Genomic DNA, 18,065 nt, shown 5'->3' with positions numbered 1-18,065 from the left:
ATTCATTTATTTAATTATTTTTATTTGTTTCTTTAACTAGCATCAAGCTAAATCCCAATAAAACAACGTCTTTAAGTATAAAAAAATCCGTAACGGGCATCCACTCTACTTTTCGCCACATATTCGGAGTTGTGAACAAATAACTAATTGTCACTAAAAATGTTACTATCATTCCATAAGCGGCGTATCTCCCCAATTTTGGAAAAAATGGGCTAAATAAAAGTAGTAAAGCCAACATAATTTCAATGGCACCAACAATATTTGAAACTGTTTGTACACTCATCAAATTGTATACCCAAAATGTTAGAAAATGATTTTCAATCAAAGGCTTTACTGCATTGGCTTCAGCCGTTGTAAATTTAAAAATTCCTATCCAAAGCAATAATAAGGCCGTTCCGAAAAGAGATACATAATAACCTACTTTATAGATTTTTTCATCTGACAACAGACAATTTGAAGTTTGTTTTTCCATCTGATTAAATTATTAAAAAGTTACAATTTATAAGAATGTATGATTAATCGTACATTACCATAGTCGTAAACTTTTCAAAAACCTGACAAAAAAAGAACTATTTTTTTAAATTTTCTTTCATTTTATCTTTAAACAACTGTATTTCAGAATTATGAAAAGAAGTTTTTTTTGAATTAATTTCCGTATTTTGAAGTGATTTATCCAAAAACATCACTTTTTTGTGATACATTTTACATAAGCGACAAACTCTCAAATGTAACGAAAGGCGTATTTTCTCAAGAAAAGAAAGTCGTCCCGCCATTTTCTTCTCAATGAGTAATGAAATTTCACTACAAGGCAATATTAAATAATGTATGATGCTACTAAACATTTCCAAACCAATTTATTTCTAAACATTTTCTGAGCTGCAAACGGCTTCGTTGCAATATTTTCCAAAGATTAGTCGTTGAAATTTCCATTTCCTGACAAACTGCTTCTGCCTTTTTCTCCTCCAGATAATAAAGTTTTACAAGAATTTTCCAACGTGGCGGTAATTTTTCAATACAATCATCCAGAGATTGTGAAAAATATTCACTTTCCGAAGTATTTTCAGGAATTTCCTGCCAAAAGTTTAAAACGCTTTGGTCTGTCCACATTCCATCTTCATCAAAAAATTCAGAAAGACTCGTATTCACAGGATTTTTATACTTGTTCCGGTAAAAATCTGCTATTTTATTACGAAGAATACTATGTAACCAAGTAAGCGGACTGCTTTTACCCTGAAAAGAATCAAAAGTAGTATATGCCACAACAAAAACCTCTTGCACAATATCTGCAGCATCTTCTTTATCCGAAACCAAATATAAAGCCCTATTGAGTAATGGTTCTGAATACTTTTCAATCCACTCGGTTATTTGTTCTTCCTTTAGCTTCACCTGTTTTAGTTTATTTTCTCAATAATTAAAAAAATTTATCCTTTAGAGACTAATTTTATAAATTCAATACAAAAGTAACTTTTTAAAAAGAATTCTCCAATTATTTTCAATTTTAACAACTATGATTGATTTTATATTTATTTGAAAATCAGAAACTATCATAAAAAACTATAAATATATTTTATTTATATAAGAAAAATCTATTTTAATATAAAAAATAACACTCAAATAAAATACTTTTCATTCATAATATAACACTATCTTTGCATCATAAAAACAAATAGAGAATAAAATGAACAACAACAAACTGACAACATCAACAGGAGCTCCCGTAGCGAACAATCAAGACACAATGACTGCGGGTAAAAGAGGACCAGCTCTTTTGCAAGACATCTGGTTTTTAGAAAAATTGGCTCATTTTGACCGCCAAGTAATTCCTGAGCGTGTAATGCACGCCAAAGGTTCAGGAGCTTACGGAACTTTTAGAGTAACTCACGACATTACCAAGTACACAAAAGCATCTATTTTTGCTGAAATTGGGAAAGAAACGCCAATGTTCGTACGTTTTTCTACCGTTGCTGGAGAGCGTGGAGCAGCTGATGCTGAGCGTGATATCCGTGGTTTTGCAATGAAATTCTACACTGACCAAGGAAACTGGGATTTGGTAGGGAATAACACACCTGTATTCTTCTTCCGTGACCCTTTGAAATTCCCTGACTTAAATCACGCCGTAAAACGTGACCCACGTACCAATATGCGTTCTGCTGACAATAACTGGGATTTTTGGACACTTCTTCCTGAGGCTCTTCACCAAGTAACTATCGTGATGAGTGACCGTGGTATTCCAAAATCATACAGAACAATGCACGGATTTGGTAGCCACACATTTTCTTTCATCAACAAAGAAGGTGTGCGTCATTGGGTGAAATTCCACTTAATTTCACAACAAGGCATCGAAAATCTAACCGATGAAGAAGCTGCTAAATTAGTGGGAATGGACAGAGAGTCACATCAAAAAGATTTGTACGAAGCCATCGAAAATGGAAACTTCCCGAAATGGAAAATGTTCGTGCAAATTATGACCGAAGAACAAGCTCGTAATTTGGACTATAATCCGTTCGATTTGACCAAAGTTTGGTACAAGAAAGATTTCCCTTTAATCCCTGTTGGAGAGTTTGAACTTAACAGAAACCCTGAAAATTACTTTGCCGAAGTAGAGCAATCTGCTTTCAGCCCTGCCAATGTGGTTCCTGGAATTGGTTTCTCTCCTGATAGAATGTTACAAGGTCGCTTGTTCTCTTATGGAGACTCACATCGCTATCGTTTGGGAGTAAATCATAACCAAATTCCAGTAAACGCTCCTAAATGTCCTGTACACGGATATCACAGAGATGGGGCTATGCGAGTAGACGGAAATTATGGTTCTACAAAACATTACGAGCCGAATAGCTTTGGTGTGTGGCAAGAGCAAAAAGAGTTCCAAGAACCTGCATTGAGAATTGATGGAGATGCGTACAATTACGATTTTCGTGAAGATGACGATGATTATTTCACACAACCACGTAAATTATTCCAATTGATGAATGAAGAACAGAAAAAAGCCTTATTTGAAAATACGGCAAGAGCCATCGGCCCTGCTCAAAAATTCATTCAAATAAGACACATCCGCAATTGCTATCACGCTGACCCAGCTTACGCAAAAGGAGTAGCTGATGCACTTGGTCTTACAATGGAAGAAGTATTGAAATACGAACATCCAGCACTAAACTTAGGTCCTGTAGCTCATAAAAAAATGGAATGTCCATTCGGACATAAATAAATAACTCCAAATAAAAAAGGAATCGAAAATTTCGATTCCTTTTTTGTTTAATATGTAATGGTATATTACACATCACGCTCTAAATCTTTATCTCCTCTACCTGAAAGATTTACAATCACTAATTGATTTGTATCTTTCATTAATTTCATTGCCAACGCCACAGCGTGAGAAGACTCAATAGCTGGTGTAATCCCTTCCAAACGAGATAAAAGTTTGTAGGCTTCAATGGCTTCTTTATCAGTGACAGAATGATATTCTACTCTTTTTGTGTCTTTTAAGTAAGCGTGTTGCGGACTAATACCAGGATAATCCAATCCTGCAGCAATTGATTTTGAAGCAATTGGAGTTTCATTATTATCAACTAAGCAATAAGAATACGACCCCTGAAAAACAATTGGTTTTCCATAGTTAAGTGTTGCTGCTGTGTTATGCGGAGTATCTTCCCCTCCACCTTCTGCTCCATAAATCTTAACTTCCTTATCTTCTAAAAAAGCTGAAAATAAGCCTATTGCATTAGATCCTCCTCCCAAACAAGCAATTATACTATCTGGTAAACGACCTTCCTTTTGAAGAATTTGTTGTTTAGCCTCATTTCCAATCACACTCTGAAAATATCCTACCATTTTAGGATAAGGGTGAGGTCCTACGTGTGAGCCAAGTAAATAATAGCTTTCTGGATTCTCAATGTAATATTTCAGAGCCTCATCAACAGCATCTTTCAACGTCTGATTTCCTGATGTACAAGCTATTACCTCTGCTCCTAAATTCTGCATACGACGTACATTTAGAGCTTGACGTTTTATATCTACTGCTCCCATAAAAATCTTACATTTCAGCCCCAAAAAAGCACATACTGTAGCTGTTGCCACTCCGTGTTGCCCCGCTCCTGTTTCTGCAATAATCTCTTTAACTCCCATTTTTTGAGCTACCAGAATTTGCCCAATCGCATTGTTGATTTTGTGCGAACCTGTATGATTTAAATCTTCACGTTTGAGATAAATTTTAGCTCCAACATATTTGCTTAAGTTCTTAGCCAAATAAAGAGAAGATGGTCTGCCTACAAAATCTTTTAATATTTCAACAAATTCTTCTTGGAAATCAACCGATTTAGTGATTTTATCAAAAAAATCACTGAGTTCTTTCAATTTACTTTCCAATGATGGTGGTACATAAGTCCCTCCATATTCTCCATAATGACCTTGATAATTCAGCATTTCAGCTAATGGCGACACCTTAATAATTCCCTGATTTTCAAAATGATTATTCTCCATATCTTAAATTTAATATTTTTTTCTTAAATAATAAATGTAAAAAAAGCCATCAGGAAGTATCCTCATGACTTTTATATTTTGTTAAATTTTATATAGACACAAAAAATCAATCACACTTCCTCCTCATAAGATTGTGACTGCTCCACCAAACATTATTTACATCAATAAAACTCACTATATTCTTGTATTTGTATCAGAACGCAAAGGTATAATTTTTTTCATATTACTCAAACTTTTTGGAGTATTTTTCTTCTGATAATACTATCTTCCGCTGGAATAGGTTTGTCCGTTTTTCAATTCTTTCTGGCGGAATAAATCATCAAGTGACACAATATGATAGCCTTGCGATTTTAAATTTTTAATTACTTGTGGAATTGCCTGTACCGTACTTTTATGAATGTCGTGAGCTAAAATAATCCCTTGCGGTGAAGTTTTTGACATAGCTTCAGCTACACGACTTGCCTCACGGTATTTCCAGTCGAGAGGGTCAACATTCCACATAATTACAGGTCTGCCCACCATTGCCAAATTTTCCTTAGTATGAGCCCCATACGGAAATCGGAAATATCGTGGTTTTTCACCCGTGATTCCTGACACAATCTCATCGGTAAGATTGATTTGTCGTAATGCTTCCTCGTCTGAAATTTTACGAAAATCTTTGTGGTCATACGAATGATTACCGATGTTATGCCCCTCTTCTGCCATACGCTTAAGTGTCTGTTTTTGAACCGATGCCGACTTCCCTAATACGAAAAAAGTAGCCTTTACATCTTCCTCCTTTAAAGCGTCCAAAAGCTGTGAGGTATACACCGAAGGTCCGTCATCAAAAGTAAGTGCCACACACGGAACTTTCGAGCAATCTACTTCTGAATATGTTGGTTTAGAAATATTTATATCAGAAATTTGAGTGCTACTTTCTTCTTTTTTGAAAATTTGCAAGAAAGTGTCGCTAACATACTTTTCAATGATATCTTTCGGAACTTGTATTGTGAAATCTCCCATTGAGCCACTGGCAATCTGATATTTATCGAAAAGAACATACCAATCGCCTTTCTCATCAAAGAACAATCCGTCGTAGTTTTTTTCGTTAGGAAGTGTTCCTTCTGTCAGAGCTTCTTCCAACGATTGCAACACTTCATTTCGCTCCTCATCATTGGCATAACTTGAAGATTCTTGTATGCGTTTTTTCAGCAAATCGCGACCTATATTTTTCATTTCTTGTGCAAATTGTTCAAAACTTGCTTCATTTTTGAAAAAATCTTTAGGTTGAAGTTTCTTTTTATTTTTCAAATCGAAAGCCGAAACAATGAAAGAATCATCGTAAGTATTTCCGTAAGAAACATTTCTCTCGTGAAGAAATATAAGAAAATCTGCTGAATGATATTTAACTTCAAAGTGTTGATTAAAATCCAAACTGGATACAGATTCCTTATTTCGGTCTTCCTTGAAAGTTTGTTTAAATTCGTTTACAAGAGTTTCAGTAAAAGCTTTCTCACTTTGATTTACAAACTCATACGCTGTAACTGGAAATGAAGCTGTTAAATGGCTTTTTTCGGGGTCATTGCCAATTTTAACGGTGTAAACCTGAATATCATCTTCGGAATTGGTAATGATAGTTTCTTCAGGAAGTGGCACAAATTCAGTGATTTCTGCATTAGTCTCTGAATTTTCATCAGACGCATTGGTTTTCGTTTTGGTATTATTGCAACCTGAAAAAATCAGAGCAACAAGAAGGCTTATTGATAATAATTTCTTTTTCATTTTCTTTTTTCTGTGATAGTAAAAATACTAGGCAAAAATAATAAAATTCTTTATTCTTTTATCATTTTTCTGATAGAGAAAACCGCAAGTACTAAATAAAGAATACATAATGCCCACATTCCAAACCAAAAATTTTGTATTGTCGGCAAAGTTGCCCCCATTTGAGTTAATGACACAAAGCCTTTTGCTCCTAATGTGGTGGGAATAAGATAACTAAATTTCTCCAACCACTGAGGCATCGCTTGTGGAGGCCACGCAATACCAATTAAAAGTATAGAAGGTATGGAAGTGTACATTACCAATAATATGGCATCTTCTCTTCTTTTGAAAAAATTAACCAAAGAAATGCCTAAAAACACCACAGCCAACAGAAAAGGTATCATATACGCTACCACAGAAAGGAAATTACCACGCATTGGGATTCCAAAGATTGGCATCACAATACCTAACATCATCAGAAGAATTATTAATCCAATAATCAGATATGCGGTTGCCTTTCCCATTACTATAAATAAGGAACCGATAAATCCTTCCGAATTTGCATAAAGTTTGTGAAATTTTCTTTCTTCACGCATTGTCCCACCTAAAATTCCTATTGCGGTTAGGATTGTCGTTTGGAAAATAATTACCAAAACCGCAGGAATCAAAAATGTAGCATATCCTAATGAAGGATTATACAAACTAACCACCTTGCCCCCTACTGCAAGAGCATCATCTTTGGCTTGTGAAGGAAGTTTTCCTTGTGATGCTGTTTTTTTAAGTTGTACCCCTACATTCATATAAGTGGCACTCATTTTTGTTGCAGTCAATACTTGTTTGTAGTACAATAAGTATGAAGCATCTGTGAAAACCGAAACTACAGGTTGCTCTCCTCGTTGCAAATCTTTATTAAAATCTTTTGGTACAATTACAATACCTCTAATATGCTGTTTTTTAAATTCTTGTTCAGCTTCTTGCAAGTTTGCATACGAACCAGTAATAACTACTTGACTTGTAGCATCTAACATACGTAAAAATTGCCTACTACTGGCTGTATTGTCTTCATCTACTATTCCTATAGGTAATTCTTGTAAAGTTTCTCTTGAATACAAATATGTATACAAAAAAGAAACCAAAACAGCGACTAAAATGAAAGATGAGAACACCGCTTTGTCTCTGAAAATGTATTTCCATTCCCAGAAAAACGTTTTCATAAATGCCTGTGAATAGTCATTAAGCTTTTTCATATCCTCCTTTTTTAATCATTTTTACAAATTTTCCGTATCCCCACACAAATAACAACACAAAAAGACTCAACGATACTATTGGTTTCCAAGTAAATAAGAAAGGTGTTCCCTTAACTGCTCTGTTTACATAATATTCCAAAAAGTGCGTAAACGGAAACACGTTGGCTAAATACTGCATTGAAGCGGGTAATCCTTCCACAGGAAATGTATAAACTGAAAAAGAAAAGGCAATAGCTGTAAATCCGCTTCCAATGGTAAGTGCTGTACGAAAATCTGGGATAACAGAAGCAATCGTAATTCCGATTATTTGATAAACTATTACCAAAAGACAAGTCATCAAAGTTACCGAAAACATACTTGTTTGCAAAGGAGCTCCCACAAGTTTGAACAACAGAAAATTCATCCAACAAGCTACAAAAAACAGAGTAATTGTGTAGGGTAATAATTTACCTATCAATGCTATAGCAGGATTTCCTCCACTTTGTTCAAGCCAATATTTTCCTTGTTGATATCGAAATTCTATACCGAGAACATACACAGTTACCATCATCACAACCATTTGTAACATCATCGGAAGGAGGGCTGTAAGCAAATAAAAAGCATTATTCGTAAAAGGATTGTACAACACATGTTCATCTATCAATATAGGCTGGGCTTCTGCGAGAGCCTTTTGAGTTTGCATTCCTTTTTGAGTTTTCTTTTGCATAGTAACACCCGCCGAAAAAGTACCAAGAGTTGTCTGAAAATCTCTGGATATCAGTCCTGAAGCCATTATAAACTGTCCATTGGTATAACAAACGACTTCTTGAAAATTCCCTTGTAAAATTTTCTTATGAAAATCTGAAGGCATTTCTATAAAACCAAAAACTTTCTGTTGTTGGATAAGTTTTTTTGCTTCCGATTCATCTGTTACAGGAACCGCCATCTCAATAGAAGGAGTGGCATCAAGCATAGCCACTAACTTTGAAGAAAGCTGAGTTTGGTCTCTATCTATGTAAGCCATTGGCAAATCTCTCGGTACCTCACTTTTGAAAAGTAAACTAAGAAGAGTAAAAAGCAACAAAGGCAAAACTAATACATAAAATAGCCGTTTGGGTGCAAAAAGAAGATTCTTCCACTCGCTGTAGAAAATAAATAAAAAATGCTTCATAACTGGAAAATCATTGAAGTAAGGAATTCTTTCCTCACAAATTACTCAGCAACCAAAACCGACATCCCTGCACGTAAATCCTTCACATCACGAATTGGATAGGCCTTGATAGCAAATGTTTTTCGGTCGAAATCGCCTTTACTTTTTGTTGCCGTCCAAGTAGCAAAATCAGCTTGTAGAGCTATGTGTTTCACTTCCAATTCAATAGTTTCATTATTTAGTGCTGGAACAATTGCTTTAAACTTTGCTCCCATTTTAAATTGATTCATTTTATCCTCTCGAATATTGAAAACCACCCATTTATCTGTAGGGTCGATGAGATTCATAACAGGATAACCTGCATTTACTATTTCACCTTCATTAGGTATAATTGTTTGGATTTCAGCACGTGATGGAGCGAATACTTTTGCACCTTCTTTATAAGCTTCTACCTCAGTAATTACACCCTGAGCCTGAGCTACCAAAGCCTGAGCGGCTTCTTTATCCTCAGAACGAGTTCCATTTTTTGCCATTTCATACTGAGATTGAGCTGCTTGTGCTTGTTTTTGCAAAGCAATCATTTGTGTATAAGCCTCGTCCTTTTTTTGTGCAGGAAGTACCTTATCTTCATAAAGATTGCTTACTCTTTGGTATGTTTTTTCAGCCAAATCAGCCGCTGCCTGAGCTTGTTGCCAAACGTTATAAGCACCTTGTATCTGTTCTGCTCTTGCTCCTTTCTGTGCCTTATTAGACTGAGCCTGAGCGGCTAATCGAGCAGCTTGAGCCTGTGAAAGTTTAGCATCAAGTTCTGTACTTTCAAGTTCCAAAAGTAAATCGCCAGCTTCTACCAAATCACCTTCTTTCTTGTAAATTGTCTTCACTCGTCCTGGTACTTTAGGAGCTACGTTTATCTGTTTAGCTTCTACTTGTCCCTGTAAATAAACTGGTTCAGAACTACTAAAAATCCAAATAGAAACTCCAATAACAAGTAGAAAAATGATTATTGTACTGATAATTCCTGTTATATTTCCTCTTTTCATTATCTTAATTTTTTGTATAGAAACAATATTAAATATTTTTTATTACTTTACATAATTTACGAATTCCTTACTCAAACCACAAGTTTCCAGCAATTGTGCGAGTGTCTTATCCATTTCGAACATCGCTTGATAGCGTTTTATTTTGATTGCTGCTAAGTAAAGATTTGCGTCTGCTACATCGGTAGAATTACTAAATCCTTCTGTAAAAGATTTCTGACGTACACGAACCAATTCTTCGGCAAAACGTATACTTTTTTCTAAACTTTGTAATTGTTCTTGTTGTTTTTGTATTTCGGTATAATATTTTTTAACCAAAGTTTGAATATCTTTTTCTGCTTGAGCCGTTAGAAGTTCAGCACTTTCTTGAATAGATTTTGCTTGAGATATGCGATTTTTATCTTGAAAACCATTAAACAAATTCCATTGAAGTCCAACTCCTACATACCAATTATTAGGCTCAGTAATAGGTAAATTCTTTTCCCAAATATATTTTTTTCCCACCACAGCTACATCTGGCAAAAATGCTGATTGTTGTACCTTAGTATTTTGCTCGGCCATTTGCTTTTTCAATCGAGCTTGAACTATAGCTGGATAATTTTCCTTTGCTTGTTGTTGGTAAAACTCCAATGGTTTAAGTACACCTACCTCGAACAACTCAGTTGAAAGTTTTGTAAAAACTGCTCCTTGCTCTCCTCCTATCACTCCCCAAAGAGCTGTTTGGGCAAGTTCAAAATCTTTCTGTGATGCCAGAAGTTCTCTCTCAGCATCAGTAACTGCTCTTTCTGCTTGCATTGTTTCGATTGGAGCAATCATTCCGTTTGCTTCAAGTTTCTGAGCATTAGCATAATGAGATTTAGCAGATTCTAAAGCTTTCTGACGCACCTCAATTGCAGATTGTGCTAATTGGGTTTGAAAATAGCGTTCAGCCAATTCTGAAATGAGAGCGTTTTCTGTTTTTTCTAATTCCTCATTAGCAATTTCAGCCTTGAAAAAACCTACTTTGTTTGCAGCACGAATCTTTCCCCCTGCGTATAACACCCATTTAAGGTCAGCCGTAAATTTGAAAATATCAGGTTCTTGGAATTTATAATTCCAATCTTTCTGAAAATGAGGCATTATAGGAGCCAATAATTGCCCTAAAATCGGTGATGGGGGTAAACTAGAAATGCTTTGTACTATCTTATCACGAGTTCCGTTCATATCCAAATACAAAGCGTCACTCATATGTAAATAACTGGCAGTAAGCCCCACTTGAGGGAAATATAAGCCTCTGTACGATTTTTGCTCAAAAACCGACGCTTCTTGTTGCTTTTCAATACCTTTTAACTTTTGATTTCCGCCATACATTTTATCCAAAGCCTCTGAAAAAGAGAGACTTTGAGCAGAAACATTAAACGCCAATAGACCAATAATAATTGTGAAAGAATATTTCATAAAAATGTTTTTGAAAATTCGGAGGCAAAAATAATTTGAGTTCAGTTTAAAACTTTTAATATTTATTAAAAAACATTATAAAACTATAACAACATCTCTGTAAATTACTTATTTTTAGCTGTTTCTCTACGGATTACACTCAATGTTTGCTGTGTAATTCCCAAATAAGAGGCAATATGCCCGAGTGAAACTCGTTGTAAAATTTTGGGGTGCTGAGTGAGTAAGTGCAAATAACGCTCTTCTGCCGTTTGAAATTGCAAACCATAGATTTTATGATTCAACATTTGTATATAATTACTAAATTCTTTGAAAATCAATCTATTAATCTGAGGAATTATTTCTAAGTAATTCTCTATAACTTCAAAGTTAGCCACTCTAAGAATACTATCTTCCAGTATTTCTATATTTTGAAAATGTCTTTCTTGCAGAAAAATATTTTGTGTTGAAAGGCAAAACATATCTTCCGAAAAAAAGAAATGTGTGATATCCTTGCCATCTTTCTGATAAAACATTCGTGCAAGTCCCTTCTCAAAAAAGAAAACTTGTTGTGACTTACTTCCTTCCTTAAAAAGAACTGTTCCTTTTTTAACTTCTTGATAATCAAATATTTTATCAACATTCTCCAAAAGAGGTTTTGCCAATTTTATTTCCTGATGCAAATAGTTAATTAATTTCATCTAAAAAAGGTTAATTATATCCGCAAATATAATGAGGATTTTTTGTTTATCAAACATTAATATAAATTGATTATTCAGTAAAGTAACAATTTTTATTAGGTGTTAATCTCTTTTCAAAAGCCTTACGAGCAGCACCTCTAAAATAGACCTCACCGCAATATTCATAACCTAATTTTTCGATTATCTTAAGCATAGGAATATTATCAAAATTGGTGTCAATACGCACACTAAACACATTGTTTTCAATGCTCATTTCTTCTACTTTCTGAAGGATTTTTTTCCCCATACCTTTGCCTTTAATATCTTTAGCTACAGCCATTCTGTGGACAACAACGTAATCTCCTTGTGTTTTCCATTTTCCTTCAATTGACTCATAAGCAGGTTCTTTATCAAAAATTAAAGCAAAATATCCCAACAATTTTCCTTCAGATACAATCACGTTTCCGTACCCTTTTTCAATATCATTTTGTATTGTGTTTTCATTTGGGTAACCGTCTTGCCATTGCCGACTTCCTTCTTGCTTACGAACTTCTTTAGCATACAAAATAATTTTCCAGATTTCCTGAAAATCAGCGAATGTAGCCTTACGAATTTGATATTTGTTTTCTTCCATATTCTAATAAAAAATTCACCAAAGAAATTAAGTATGAAATCTCCTTGGTGAATTTATATATCATTGTGTTTAATTTGTTCGCAATAAAAACTCTATTCTTCTATGGTGTTTTTTGCCTTCAATGAAAATTTTAAAGTAACAAAACCAAGAGTACCGGCCAATAATGAAGATATTAAGATGATTAGTTTTGCATTATTTATAATCAACTCATTATCAAAAGCCAACAACGTTATAAAAATAGACATTGTAAAACCAATTCCTCCCAAAAGTCCCACACCAAATATAGATTTCCAATTTAATTCGGAAGGCAATTTACAAAATCCGAAAGTTACAGCCAAATAGGTTAACAGAAATATCCCTAAAGGTTTCCCCAACACCAAACCGAGTAATATTCCTAAACTATAATTCTCTGTTAAAGTCTCTGAAATATTTCCATTGAATAAAATTGCTGTGTTAGCCAAAGCAAAAATTGGTAGAATAACAAACGCAACAGGCTTATGCAAAAAGTGTTGTAACAAATACGACGTCGATTTTTCATCTCCATCTCCAAAAGGAATTGCAAAAGCAAGTAACACACCCGTTATAGTAGCGTGAACCCCCGAATGTAACATAAAATACCACATAACAACGCCACCTATAATATATGGAATCAAATTTCTAACTTTTAATCTATTCAAAACCAACAAAAAAGCAAAAATACCCAATGCTATAAAAAGGTTTGACAAGAACAATTCCTTAGTATAAAATATAGCGATGATGATAATCGCACCCAAATCATCAATTACAGCTAATGCAGTTAAAAAGACCTTCAATGAAACTGGGACTCTACTACCAAGTAAAGCTAAAATTCCCAGTGCAAATGCAATGTCCGTTGCCATAGGAATTCCTGCTCCTGATTGTGTTTCCGTACCAAAATTGAACAAAAGATAAATCCCTGCAGGTAACAAAATTCCTCCCAATGCTCCAAAAATAGGCAACAGAGCATCTTTAATATTCGATAATTCACCTTTATATACTTCTCTTTCTAATTCCAAACCAATAAGTAAAAAGAAAATCGCCATCAATCCATCATTTACCCAATGAGCTATGCTGTGTCCTTGAAAAGAAGTATGCCAAAACCCAAGATATTCATCCCCAAAAGAACTATTTGCAACAAGTAAGGAAACTATTGTACAAATAATAAGTACTACTCCACCTGCTTTTTCACTATTAAAAAAATCCTTAAATAATTTTGTTTGCTTCATCTAAATCTATATATTAATCAAAAATTAAAAATTCAGGGACAAACATAAGAAAAAACACATTAATAAGCAATATTTTAAGAAAAAATTTAACATTATAAAGCAAATAGATTTAAATTTATCAATATCACTTTCCATTTCTTAAAAGTATTTTATAACACATAATGAAGAAAAAATCAAAAGAATAATCTTACAATTGTTTCTCGTAAAACTGTTTCTTAAAGATTTTTTTTTACTTTAGTGATATTTTAAAAAAAATAATTCATTCTGAGAAGAAAATTAAAACATTAATTATCAGAAAATTAAAAACCAAAATTTTAAAAAAAATATTTTTTTTCACTTCAACTATTGCAGGAATAAAAAATTGTTGTACATTTGCAACCGCAATGAGGCAAGGGTCACATTGTAAGTTCTGAGAAAAATGGTCCGTTCGTCTAGGGGTTAGGACGCCAGGTTTTCATCCTGGTAACAGGGGTTCGATTCCCCTACGGACTACAAATTTTCGTAACATAGAATAATAGTTTTGTTTTTTTAAGGTCCGTTCGTCTAGGGGTTAGGACGCCAGGTTTTCATCCTGGTAACAGGGGTTCGATTCCCCTACGGACTACAAATTTTTAGATATAAATTCATATATCTCAACTAAAATAAAGAAAGTATCAAACAATGGCAAACCATAAATCAGCATTAAAGAGAATTAGAAGAAACGAAGCTGCTCGTCTACGCAATCGTTATCAACACAAAACAGCTCGTAACGCTGTTAGAAAATTACGTGCTTTAGAGAATTTAGATGAAGCAAAAGAGCTATTCCCTAAAGTTGTTTCAATGATAGACAAGTTAGCTAAGAAAAATATCATTCATAGCAATAAAGCATCAAATTTAAAAAGTAGTTTAGCAAAACATTTGAACAAGTTAGCTAAATAGTCATTTAGGTTTTTAGATTTATTATTGTAGCCAAGTTATTGAATAACTTGGCTATATTTTTTGTATCTCATATTCATAACTATACAAATCTATTTTGTTTTCTCTTTTTAAAATCTTATCTTTGGGCTTTAAAAATGTAGATATGGCATATCAACTATTAATAATACTACTGCTAACCACCTTATTTTCCTGTAAAAATAACAAAAACACAAACGAACTTCAGAAAGAATATAAAACAAAATCCATTGATTTTGAAGAATTTGATGTATCAAATATCTCAGTAAACGCTCAAACTGAAATTAGAAGTTGGAAAGCTTTCCAGTCATTGATGCAAGTGATTGTTAGTATGGCTCCTTCAAAAATCAAAAACACAGAAAACCTTATCAATTCAAATCCAGATTCTTTATTAGTTTACAATCGTTTATTCCCTGTTAACGTAAAAACCATTCACGAAAATGCCACAGTTGAAAGAGATTGGCGTACTCATAACAACCTGAAAGACACTATTTTTCGTTTTGAAAAGAAAAAGGATAAAGAACTTTCTTTCATACAATGGAACAAATTTCTGGTTAAAAACATTCCATATACATTTTCTGTTTTTGCAAAAAATTTTAATTACAATACACTAACCTTAAGCTTTTCTGAAAAAGAGGAAACTCTAATTAAGGAAATTTTTGTGTTGGACTCTTTTTACTCTGAAAAATATAACGAAAAGAAAATCAAGCAACTTGATGATGATTGGAAAGAACTTCAACTTACTTTTACACCAAAAAATGAAGGTACACACAGCATCAAGCTATCCTTTGAAGAAGATTCAAAAAATGGTGATAATATTTTATTCTATCGACCAACACTTCAAATTCCAACAAAATATTTCTCAAAAATTGGAGAATACTCCGACAAAATTATCAAAGAGCAATCGTCTGTGGAAAGTTCATACTACACTGTATTTTTCTGGCTTATGCAAATCGAAGAAGAATTAAAACAGCTTCTTGCGGAAGATGCCTTTCCTGAAAAAATTAACGTTCCTGCGGTAAAAGCTCGTTTCAGATTATTTGAAACTCAAGTAAAAGAACTTGCTGACAACGTAAAAAATAATCCTAATTTTCAAAAACAAGATGTTCAAAAAAGTATCAGAAATATACAAAATACCTTCAATGAGATTATTTTAAGAATTAATAATTTTTATGATAGTGATTTAGAAAATCAAATGCAAAAAATTAATTTACAATCTGATACAATTCAAAAAAATAACTCTGAAAATACAAATTCGGCTAAAGACCTACAAAACTCAGAAAGTATAATCTAACAAAATTGGAAACATAATCAAATATTTATAAGAAAAATAGTGTGCAATTAATTTTTTAAATACAATGAAAACTACACGAACATTAATCTTTTTAGCAATTACAGGTTTATTGTTTTCCTGTAAAACCATTAAGGAACCCAAAGCGGTTGGAGCAATTCCTTCACAGCGTCAGTTAGATTGGCATCAATTGGAATATTATGCTTTTATTCATTTCAATATGAATACTTTCACTGATATGGAATGGGGCTTGGGAGATGAAAAACCTGAAAAATTTAACCCAACAAATTTAGATGTAAATCAATGGGTTAGAGTTGCTAAAAGTGCTGGAATGAAAGGAATTATCATCACAGCGAAACACCACGACGGATTCTGTTTATGGCCTTCTGCCTACACAGAACATTCTGTAAAAAATTCTCCTTGGAAAAATGGAAAAGGAGATTTACTAAAAGAACTTTCTGAAGCTTGTAAAAAAGCTGGATTGAAATTTGGTGTATATTTATCGCCTTGGGACAGACATCACGCAGAATACGGGAAAGAAGAATACGTTACTTATTTCCACAACCAACTTCGTGAATTACTTACCAACTACGGAGAAATCTTTGAAGTTTGGTTTGATGGAGCTAACGGAGGTACAGGCTATTATGGCGGAGCAAATGAAGAACGTAAGATTGACTCTAAAACGTATTATCAATGGGATAAAGTAAATCAAATTGTCAGAGAGTTACAACCGAATGCTGTTATTTTTGGAGATGGAGGGCCTGATGTTCGATGGATTGGAAACGAATATGGCTACGGAACAGAAACCAACTGGGCTTCTTTTAATAATAACAACACTTGGGCTGGACACTCCAAACGTGAACATTTACAAAAAGGAGACGAAGATGGAGATAAATGGATTCCTGCAGAAGCTGATGTTTCAATTCGTCCAGGATGGTATTACCACAAACGCGAAGACCATCAAGTAAGGTCGTTAGAAGAAGTTGTGGCTATCTACTATAATTCTGTGGGTAGAAATGCATCTTTATTGCTAAATTTACCAGTTGATACCAGAGGATTAGTTCACGAAAATGATATAAAACGCCTAATGGAATTGAAATATGTAATTGATGCCGATTTCAGCAACAATCTGATATCTAAAGCAAATATTAAAGCATCAAACGTACGAGAAAAACAATCCCTTTTTGAAGTAGAAAATGTGGCTGATGATAATAATAGTACATATTGGACAACCGATGAGGGCATCAAAACTGCTATGTTAGAATTCTCTTTCGATGAGCCAATAACATTCAACCGATTTTTAGTTCAAGAGTATATCCCTTTAGGACAAAGAGTTAAAGAGTTTAAACTTGAATATCAAGCTGACGGACAATGGAATACAATTGACAAACAAACTACTATTGGTTATAAACGCATTCTACGTTTTGAGCCTGTTACCACCTCCAAGATTCGTTTTACGATCATCGATTCAAAAGATATTCCTATCATTTCAAATATTGGAATTTACAATGCTCCTAACCTATTGGTTGCACCTAAATTCAAACGCTCTAAAGACGGTGACATTTCATTATCTGCACCAGAAAAAAATACAGAAATTTTCTATACTTTGGATGGAACAAATCCTACGGAAAACTCTTTAAAATATGAAAAACCATTCTTTTTGGATGAGCCTACAACACTGAAAACCATTGCTTTTGATAGAATAAGAAATAAATTTAGTGATATTTCAACACATCAAGTGGATGTTTCAAAGAAACTATGGAATGTAACAGCTATAAGTTCAGGAGATTTATCAAAAACAACAAGTATCATCGATGAAGACCCAAAAACTTCTTTTTCAACTCCTCAAGAGGGCGTAAATCAGTCTGTGACAATTGACTTAGGAGAAACACTTGACCTCAAAGGATTTACCTACTTACCAGCACAAGACAGATGGGCTTCAGGAACCATTAGCCATTATGTATTTGAGGTTAGCCTTGATGGAAAAAAATGGATAAAAGCCTCTGAGGGTGAATTTGGAAATATAAAAAATAATCCTATTGAGCAAAGAATTCATTTTGATACTAAAAAAGCGAAATTTATCAGACTAAGTTCAACTGCCGTTACTGATAATTCAAACAGAGCTTCTTTTGCAGAAATAGGAATCATTACCAAATAGGTGTAATTTCATAGACAAATTTAATATCATTTTAGTAATAAAAAGTGAGTGACAAAAAATCACTCACTTTATTTTTTTGTAAA

15 protein-coding genes and 2 tRNA genes are annotated in these 18,065 nt (G+C 33.7%); 6 read left to right on the top strand and 11 right to left on the bottom strand.

The genetic code is table 11. The features are described from left to right. Window positions 1-10: 10 nt before the first annotated feature. Entirely contained in the window at window positions 11-472 is a 462-nt protein-coding gene (locus CGC48_RS10250; protein WP_098029490.1) for a DUF417 family protein, read from the bottom strand. Between the two features lie 362 nt (window positions 473-834). After that, entirely contained in the window at window positions 835-1,386 is a 552-nt protein-coding gene (locus tag CGC48_RS10240; RefSeq protein WP_098029489.1) for an RNA polymerase sigma factor, read from the bottom strand. Between the two features lie 292 nt (window positions 1,387-1,678). Between CGC48_RS10240 and CGC48_RS10235 the strand changes: the two genes are divergently transcribed. Further along, window positions 1,679-3,205 carry a catalase gene (locus tag CGC48_RS10235; protein ID WP_098029488.1) on the top strand — a complete coding sequence of 509 codons (1,527 nt, stop codon included), beginning with the start codon at window positions 1,679-1,681 and terminating at the stop codon, window positions 3,203-3,205. A gap of 65 nt (window positions 3,206-3,270) precedes the next feature. Here the strand turns inward: CGC48_RS10235 and trpB are convergent, their stop codons facing one another. The 9 genes from trpB to nhaA all read right to left on the bottom strand — a co-directional run bounded on the left by trpB (window position 3,271) and on the right by nhaA (window position 13,600). After that, entirely contained in the window at window positions 3,271-4,476 is a 1,206-nt protein-coding gene (gene trpB / locus CGC48_RS10230) for a tryptophan synthase subunit beta (RefSeq protein WP_098029487.1), read from the bottom strand. Window positions 4,477-4,737: 261 nt separating this feature from the next. Further along, the gene (locus CGC48_RS10225) at window positions 4,738-6,237 is read right to left on the bottom strand and encodes a polysaccharide deacetylase family protein (protein ID WP_098029486.1); all 1,500 of its coding nucleotides are present in this window, start codon (window positions 6,235-6,237) and stop codon (window positions 4,738-4,740) included. Between the two features lie 50 nt (window positions 6,238-6,287). Beyond that, on the bottom strand, window positions 6,288-7,463 hold the full coding sequence (locus CGC48_RS10220; protein WP_098029485.1) for an ABC transporter permease: 1,176 nt from the start codon (window positions 7,461-7,463) through the stop codon (window positions 6,288-6,290). Further along, window positions 7,450-8,613 carry an ABC transporter permease gene (locus CGC48_RS10215; RefSeq protein WP_098029484.1) on the bottom strand — a complete coding sequence of 388 codons (1,164 nt, stop codon included), beginning with the start codon at window positions 8,611-8,613 and terminating at the stop codon, window positions 7,450-7,452. The genes CGC48_RS10220 and CGC48_RS10215 overlap by 14 nt, the downstream gene beginning before the upstream one ends. Window positions 8,614-8,654: 41 nt before the next feature. Further along, entirely contained in the window at window positions 8,655-9,632 is a 978-nt protein-coding gene (locus CGC48_RS10210) for an HlyD family secretion protein (protein ID WP_098029483.1), read from the bottom strand. 42 nt (window positions 9,633-9,674) lie between these two features. After that, window positions 9,675-11,066, bottom strand: coding sequence for a TolC family protein (locus CGC48_RS10205; protein ID WP_098029482.1), 1,392 nt, complete (start codon window positions 11,064-11,066; stop codon window positions 9,675-9,677). A 104-nt stretch (window positions 11,067-11,170) separates the two neighbouring features. Then, window positions 11,171-11,743, bottom strand: coding sequence for a Crp/Fnr family transcriptional regulator (locus tag CGC48_RS10200; RefSeq protein WP_098029481.1), 573 nt, complete (start codon window positions 11,741-11,743; stop codon window positions 11,171-11,173). 70 nt (window positions 11,744-11,813) lie between these two features. Further along, window positions 11,814-12,356 carry a GNAT family N-acetyltransferase gene (locus tag CGC48_RS10195; RefSeq protein WP_098029480.1) on the bottom strand — a complete coding sequence of 181 codons (543 nt, stop codon included), beginning with the start codon at window positions 12,354-12,356 and terminating at the stop codon, window positions 11,814-11,816. A gap of 92 nt (window positions 12,357-12,448) precedes the next feature. Next, window positions 12,449-13,600 (bottom strand): Na+/H+ antiporter NhaA, encoded by a 1,152-nt coding sequence (nhaA, locus tag CGC48_RS10190; protein WP_098029479.1) that lies wholly within the window; start codon window positions 13,598-13,600, stop codon window positions 12,449-12,451. 420 nt (window positions 13,601-14,020) lie between these two features. Here nhaA and CGC48_RS10185 point away from each other — a divergent pair. From CGC48_RS10185 to CGC48_RS10165, 5 genes are all read left to right on the top strand, one after another. Then, window positions 14,021-14,092 (top strand) — tRNA-Glu (locus CGC48_RS10185). Window positions 14,093-14,132: 40 nt separating this feature from the next. Continuing rightward, window positions 14,133-14,204: transfer RNA gene (locus CGC48_RS10180), tRNA-Glu, on the top strand. A gap of 56 nt (window positions 14,205-14,260) precedes the next feature. After that, entirely contained in the window at window positions 14,261-14,518 is a 258-nt protein-coding gene (gene rpsT / locus CGC48_RS10175) for a 30S ribosomal protein S20 (RefSeq protein ID WP_041990149.1), read from the top strand. A gap of 142 nt (window positions 14,519-14,660) precedes the next feature. Further along, window positions 14,661-15,827: a hypothetical protein gene (locus tag CGC48_RS10170; RefSeq protein WP_098029829.1), complete on the top strand. Its 1,167-nt coding sequence runs from the start codon at window positions 14,661-14,663 to the stop codon at window positions 15,825-15,827. Between the two features lie 64 nt (window positions 15,828-15,891). Next, window positions 15,892-17,982, top strand: a complete 2,091-nt coding sequence (locus CGC48_RS10165; protein ID WP_098029478.1) for an alpha-L-fucosidase — start codon at window positions 15,892-15,894, stop codon at window positions 17,980-17,982. Window positions 17,983-18,065: the final 83 nt, after the last annotated feature.

It is taken from the genome of Capnocytophaga cynodegmi (assembly GCF_002302475.1).
Lineage (GTDB): Bacteria > Bacteroidota > Bacteroidia > Flavobacteriales > Flavobacteriaceae > Capnocytophaga > Capnocytophaga cynodegmi.
This window is presented reverse-complemented; position numbering and strand designations above follow the sequence as displayed.

What these genes read in the sequence shown, in the direction of transcription:
- CGC48_RS10250 (WP_098029490.1), bottom strand. Translation starts at nt 472, where the DNA reads ATGGAAAAACAAACTTCAAATTGTCTGTTGTCAGATGAAAAAATCTAT.
- CGC48_RS10235 (WP_098029488.1), top strand. Translation starts at nt 1,679, where the DNA reads ATGAACAACAACAAACTGACAACATCAACAGGAGCTCCCGTAGCGAAC.
- trpB (WP_098029487.1), bottom strand. Translation starts at nt 4,476, where the DNA reads ATGGAGAATAATCATTTTGAAAATCAGGGAATTATTAAGGTGTCGCCA.
- CGC48_RS10225 (WP_098029486.1), bottom strand. Translation starts at nt 6,237, where the DNA reads ATGAAAAAGAAATTATTATCAATAAGCCTTCTTGTTGCTCTGATTTTT.
- CGC48_RS10220 (WP_098029485.1), bottom strand. Translation starts at nt 7,463, where the DNA reads ATGAAAAAGCTTAATGACTATTCACAGGCATTTATGAAAACGTTTTTC.
- CGC48_RS10215 (WP_098029484.1), bottom strand. Translation starts at nt 8,613, where the DNA reads ATGAAGCATTTTTTATTTATTTTCTACAGCGAGTGGAAGAATCTTCTT.
- CGC48_RS10210 (WP_098029483.1), bottom strand. Translation starts at nt 9,632, where the DNA reads ATGAAAAGAGGAAATATAACAGGAATTATCAGTACAATAATCATTTTT.
- CGC48_RS10205 (WP_098029482.1), bottom strand. Translation starts at nt 11,066, where the DNA reads ATGAAATATTCTTTCACAATTATTATTGGTCTATTGGCGTTTAATGTT.
- CGC48_RS10200 (WP_098029481.1), bottom strand. Translation starts at nt 11,743, where the DNA reads ATGAAATTAATTAACTATTTGCATCAGGAAATAAAATTGGCAAAACCT.
- CGC48_RS10195 (WP_098029480.1), bottom strand. Translation starts at nt 12,356, where the DNA reads ATGGAAGAAAACAAATATCAAATTCGTAAGGCTACATTCGCTGATTTT.
- nhaA (WP_098029479.1), bottom strand. Translation starts at nt 13,600, where the DNA reads ATGAAGCAAACAAAATTATTTAAGGATTTTTTTAATAGTGAAAAAGCA.
- rpsT (WP_041990149.1), top strand. Translation starts at nt 14,261, where the DNA reads ATGGCAAACCATAAATCAGCATTAAAGAGAATTAGAAGAAACGAAGCT.
- CGC48_RS10170 (WP_098029829.1), top strand. Translation starts at nt 14,661, where the DNA reads ATGGCATATCAACTATTAATAATACTACTGCTAACCACCTTATTTTCC.
- CGC48_RS10165 (WP_098029478.1), top strand. Translation starts at nt 15,892, where the DNA reads ATGAAAACTACACGAACATTAATCTTTTTAGCAATTACAGGTTTATTG.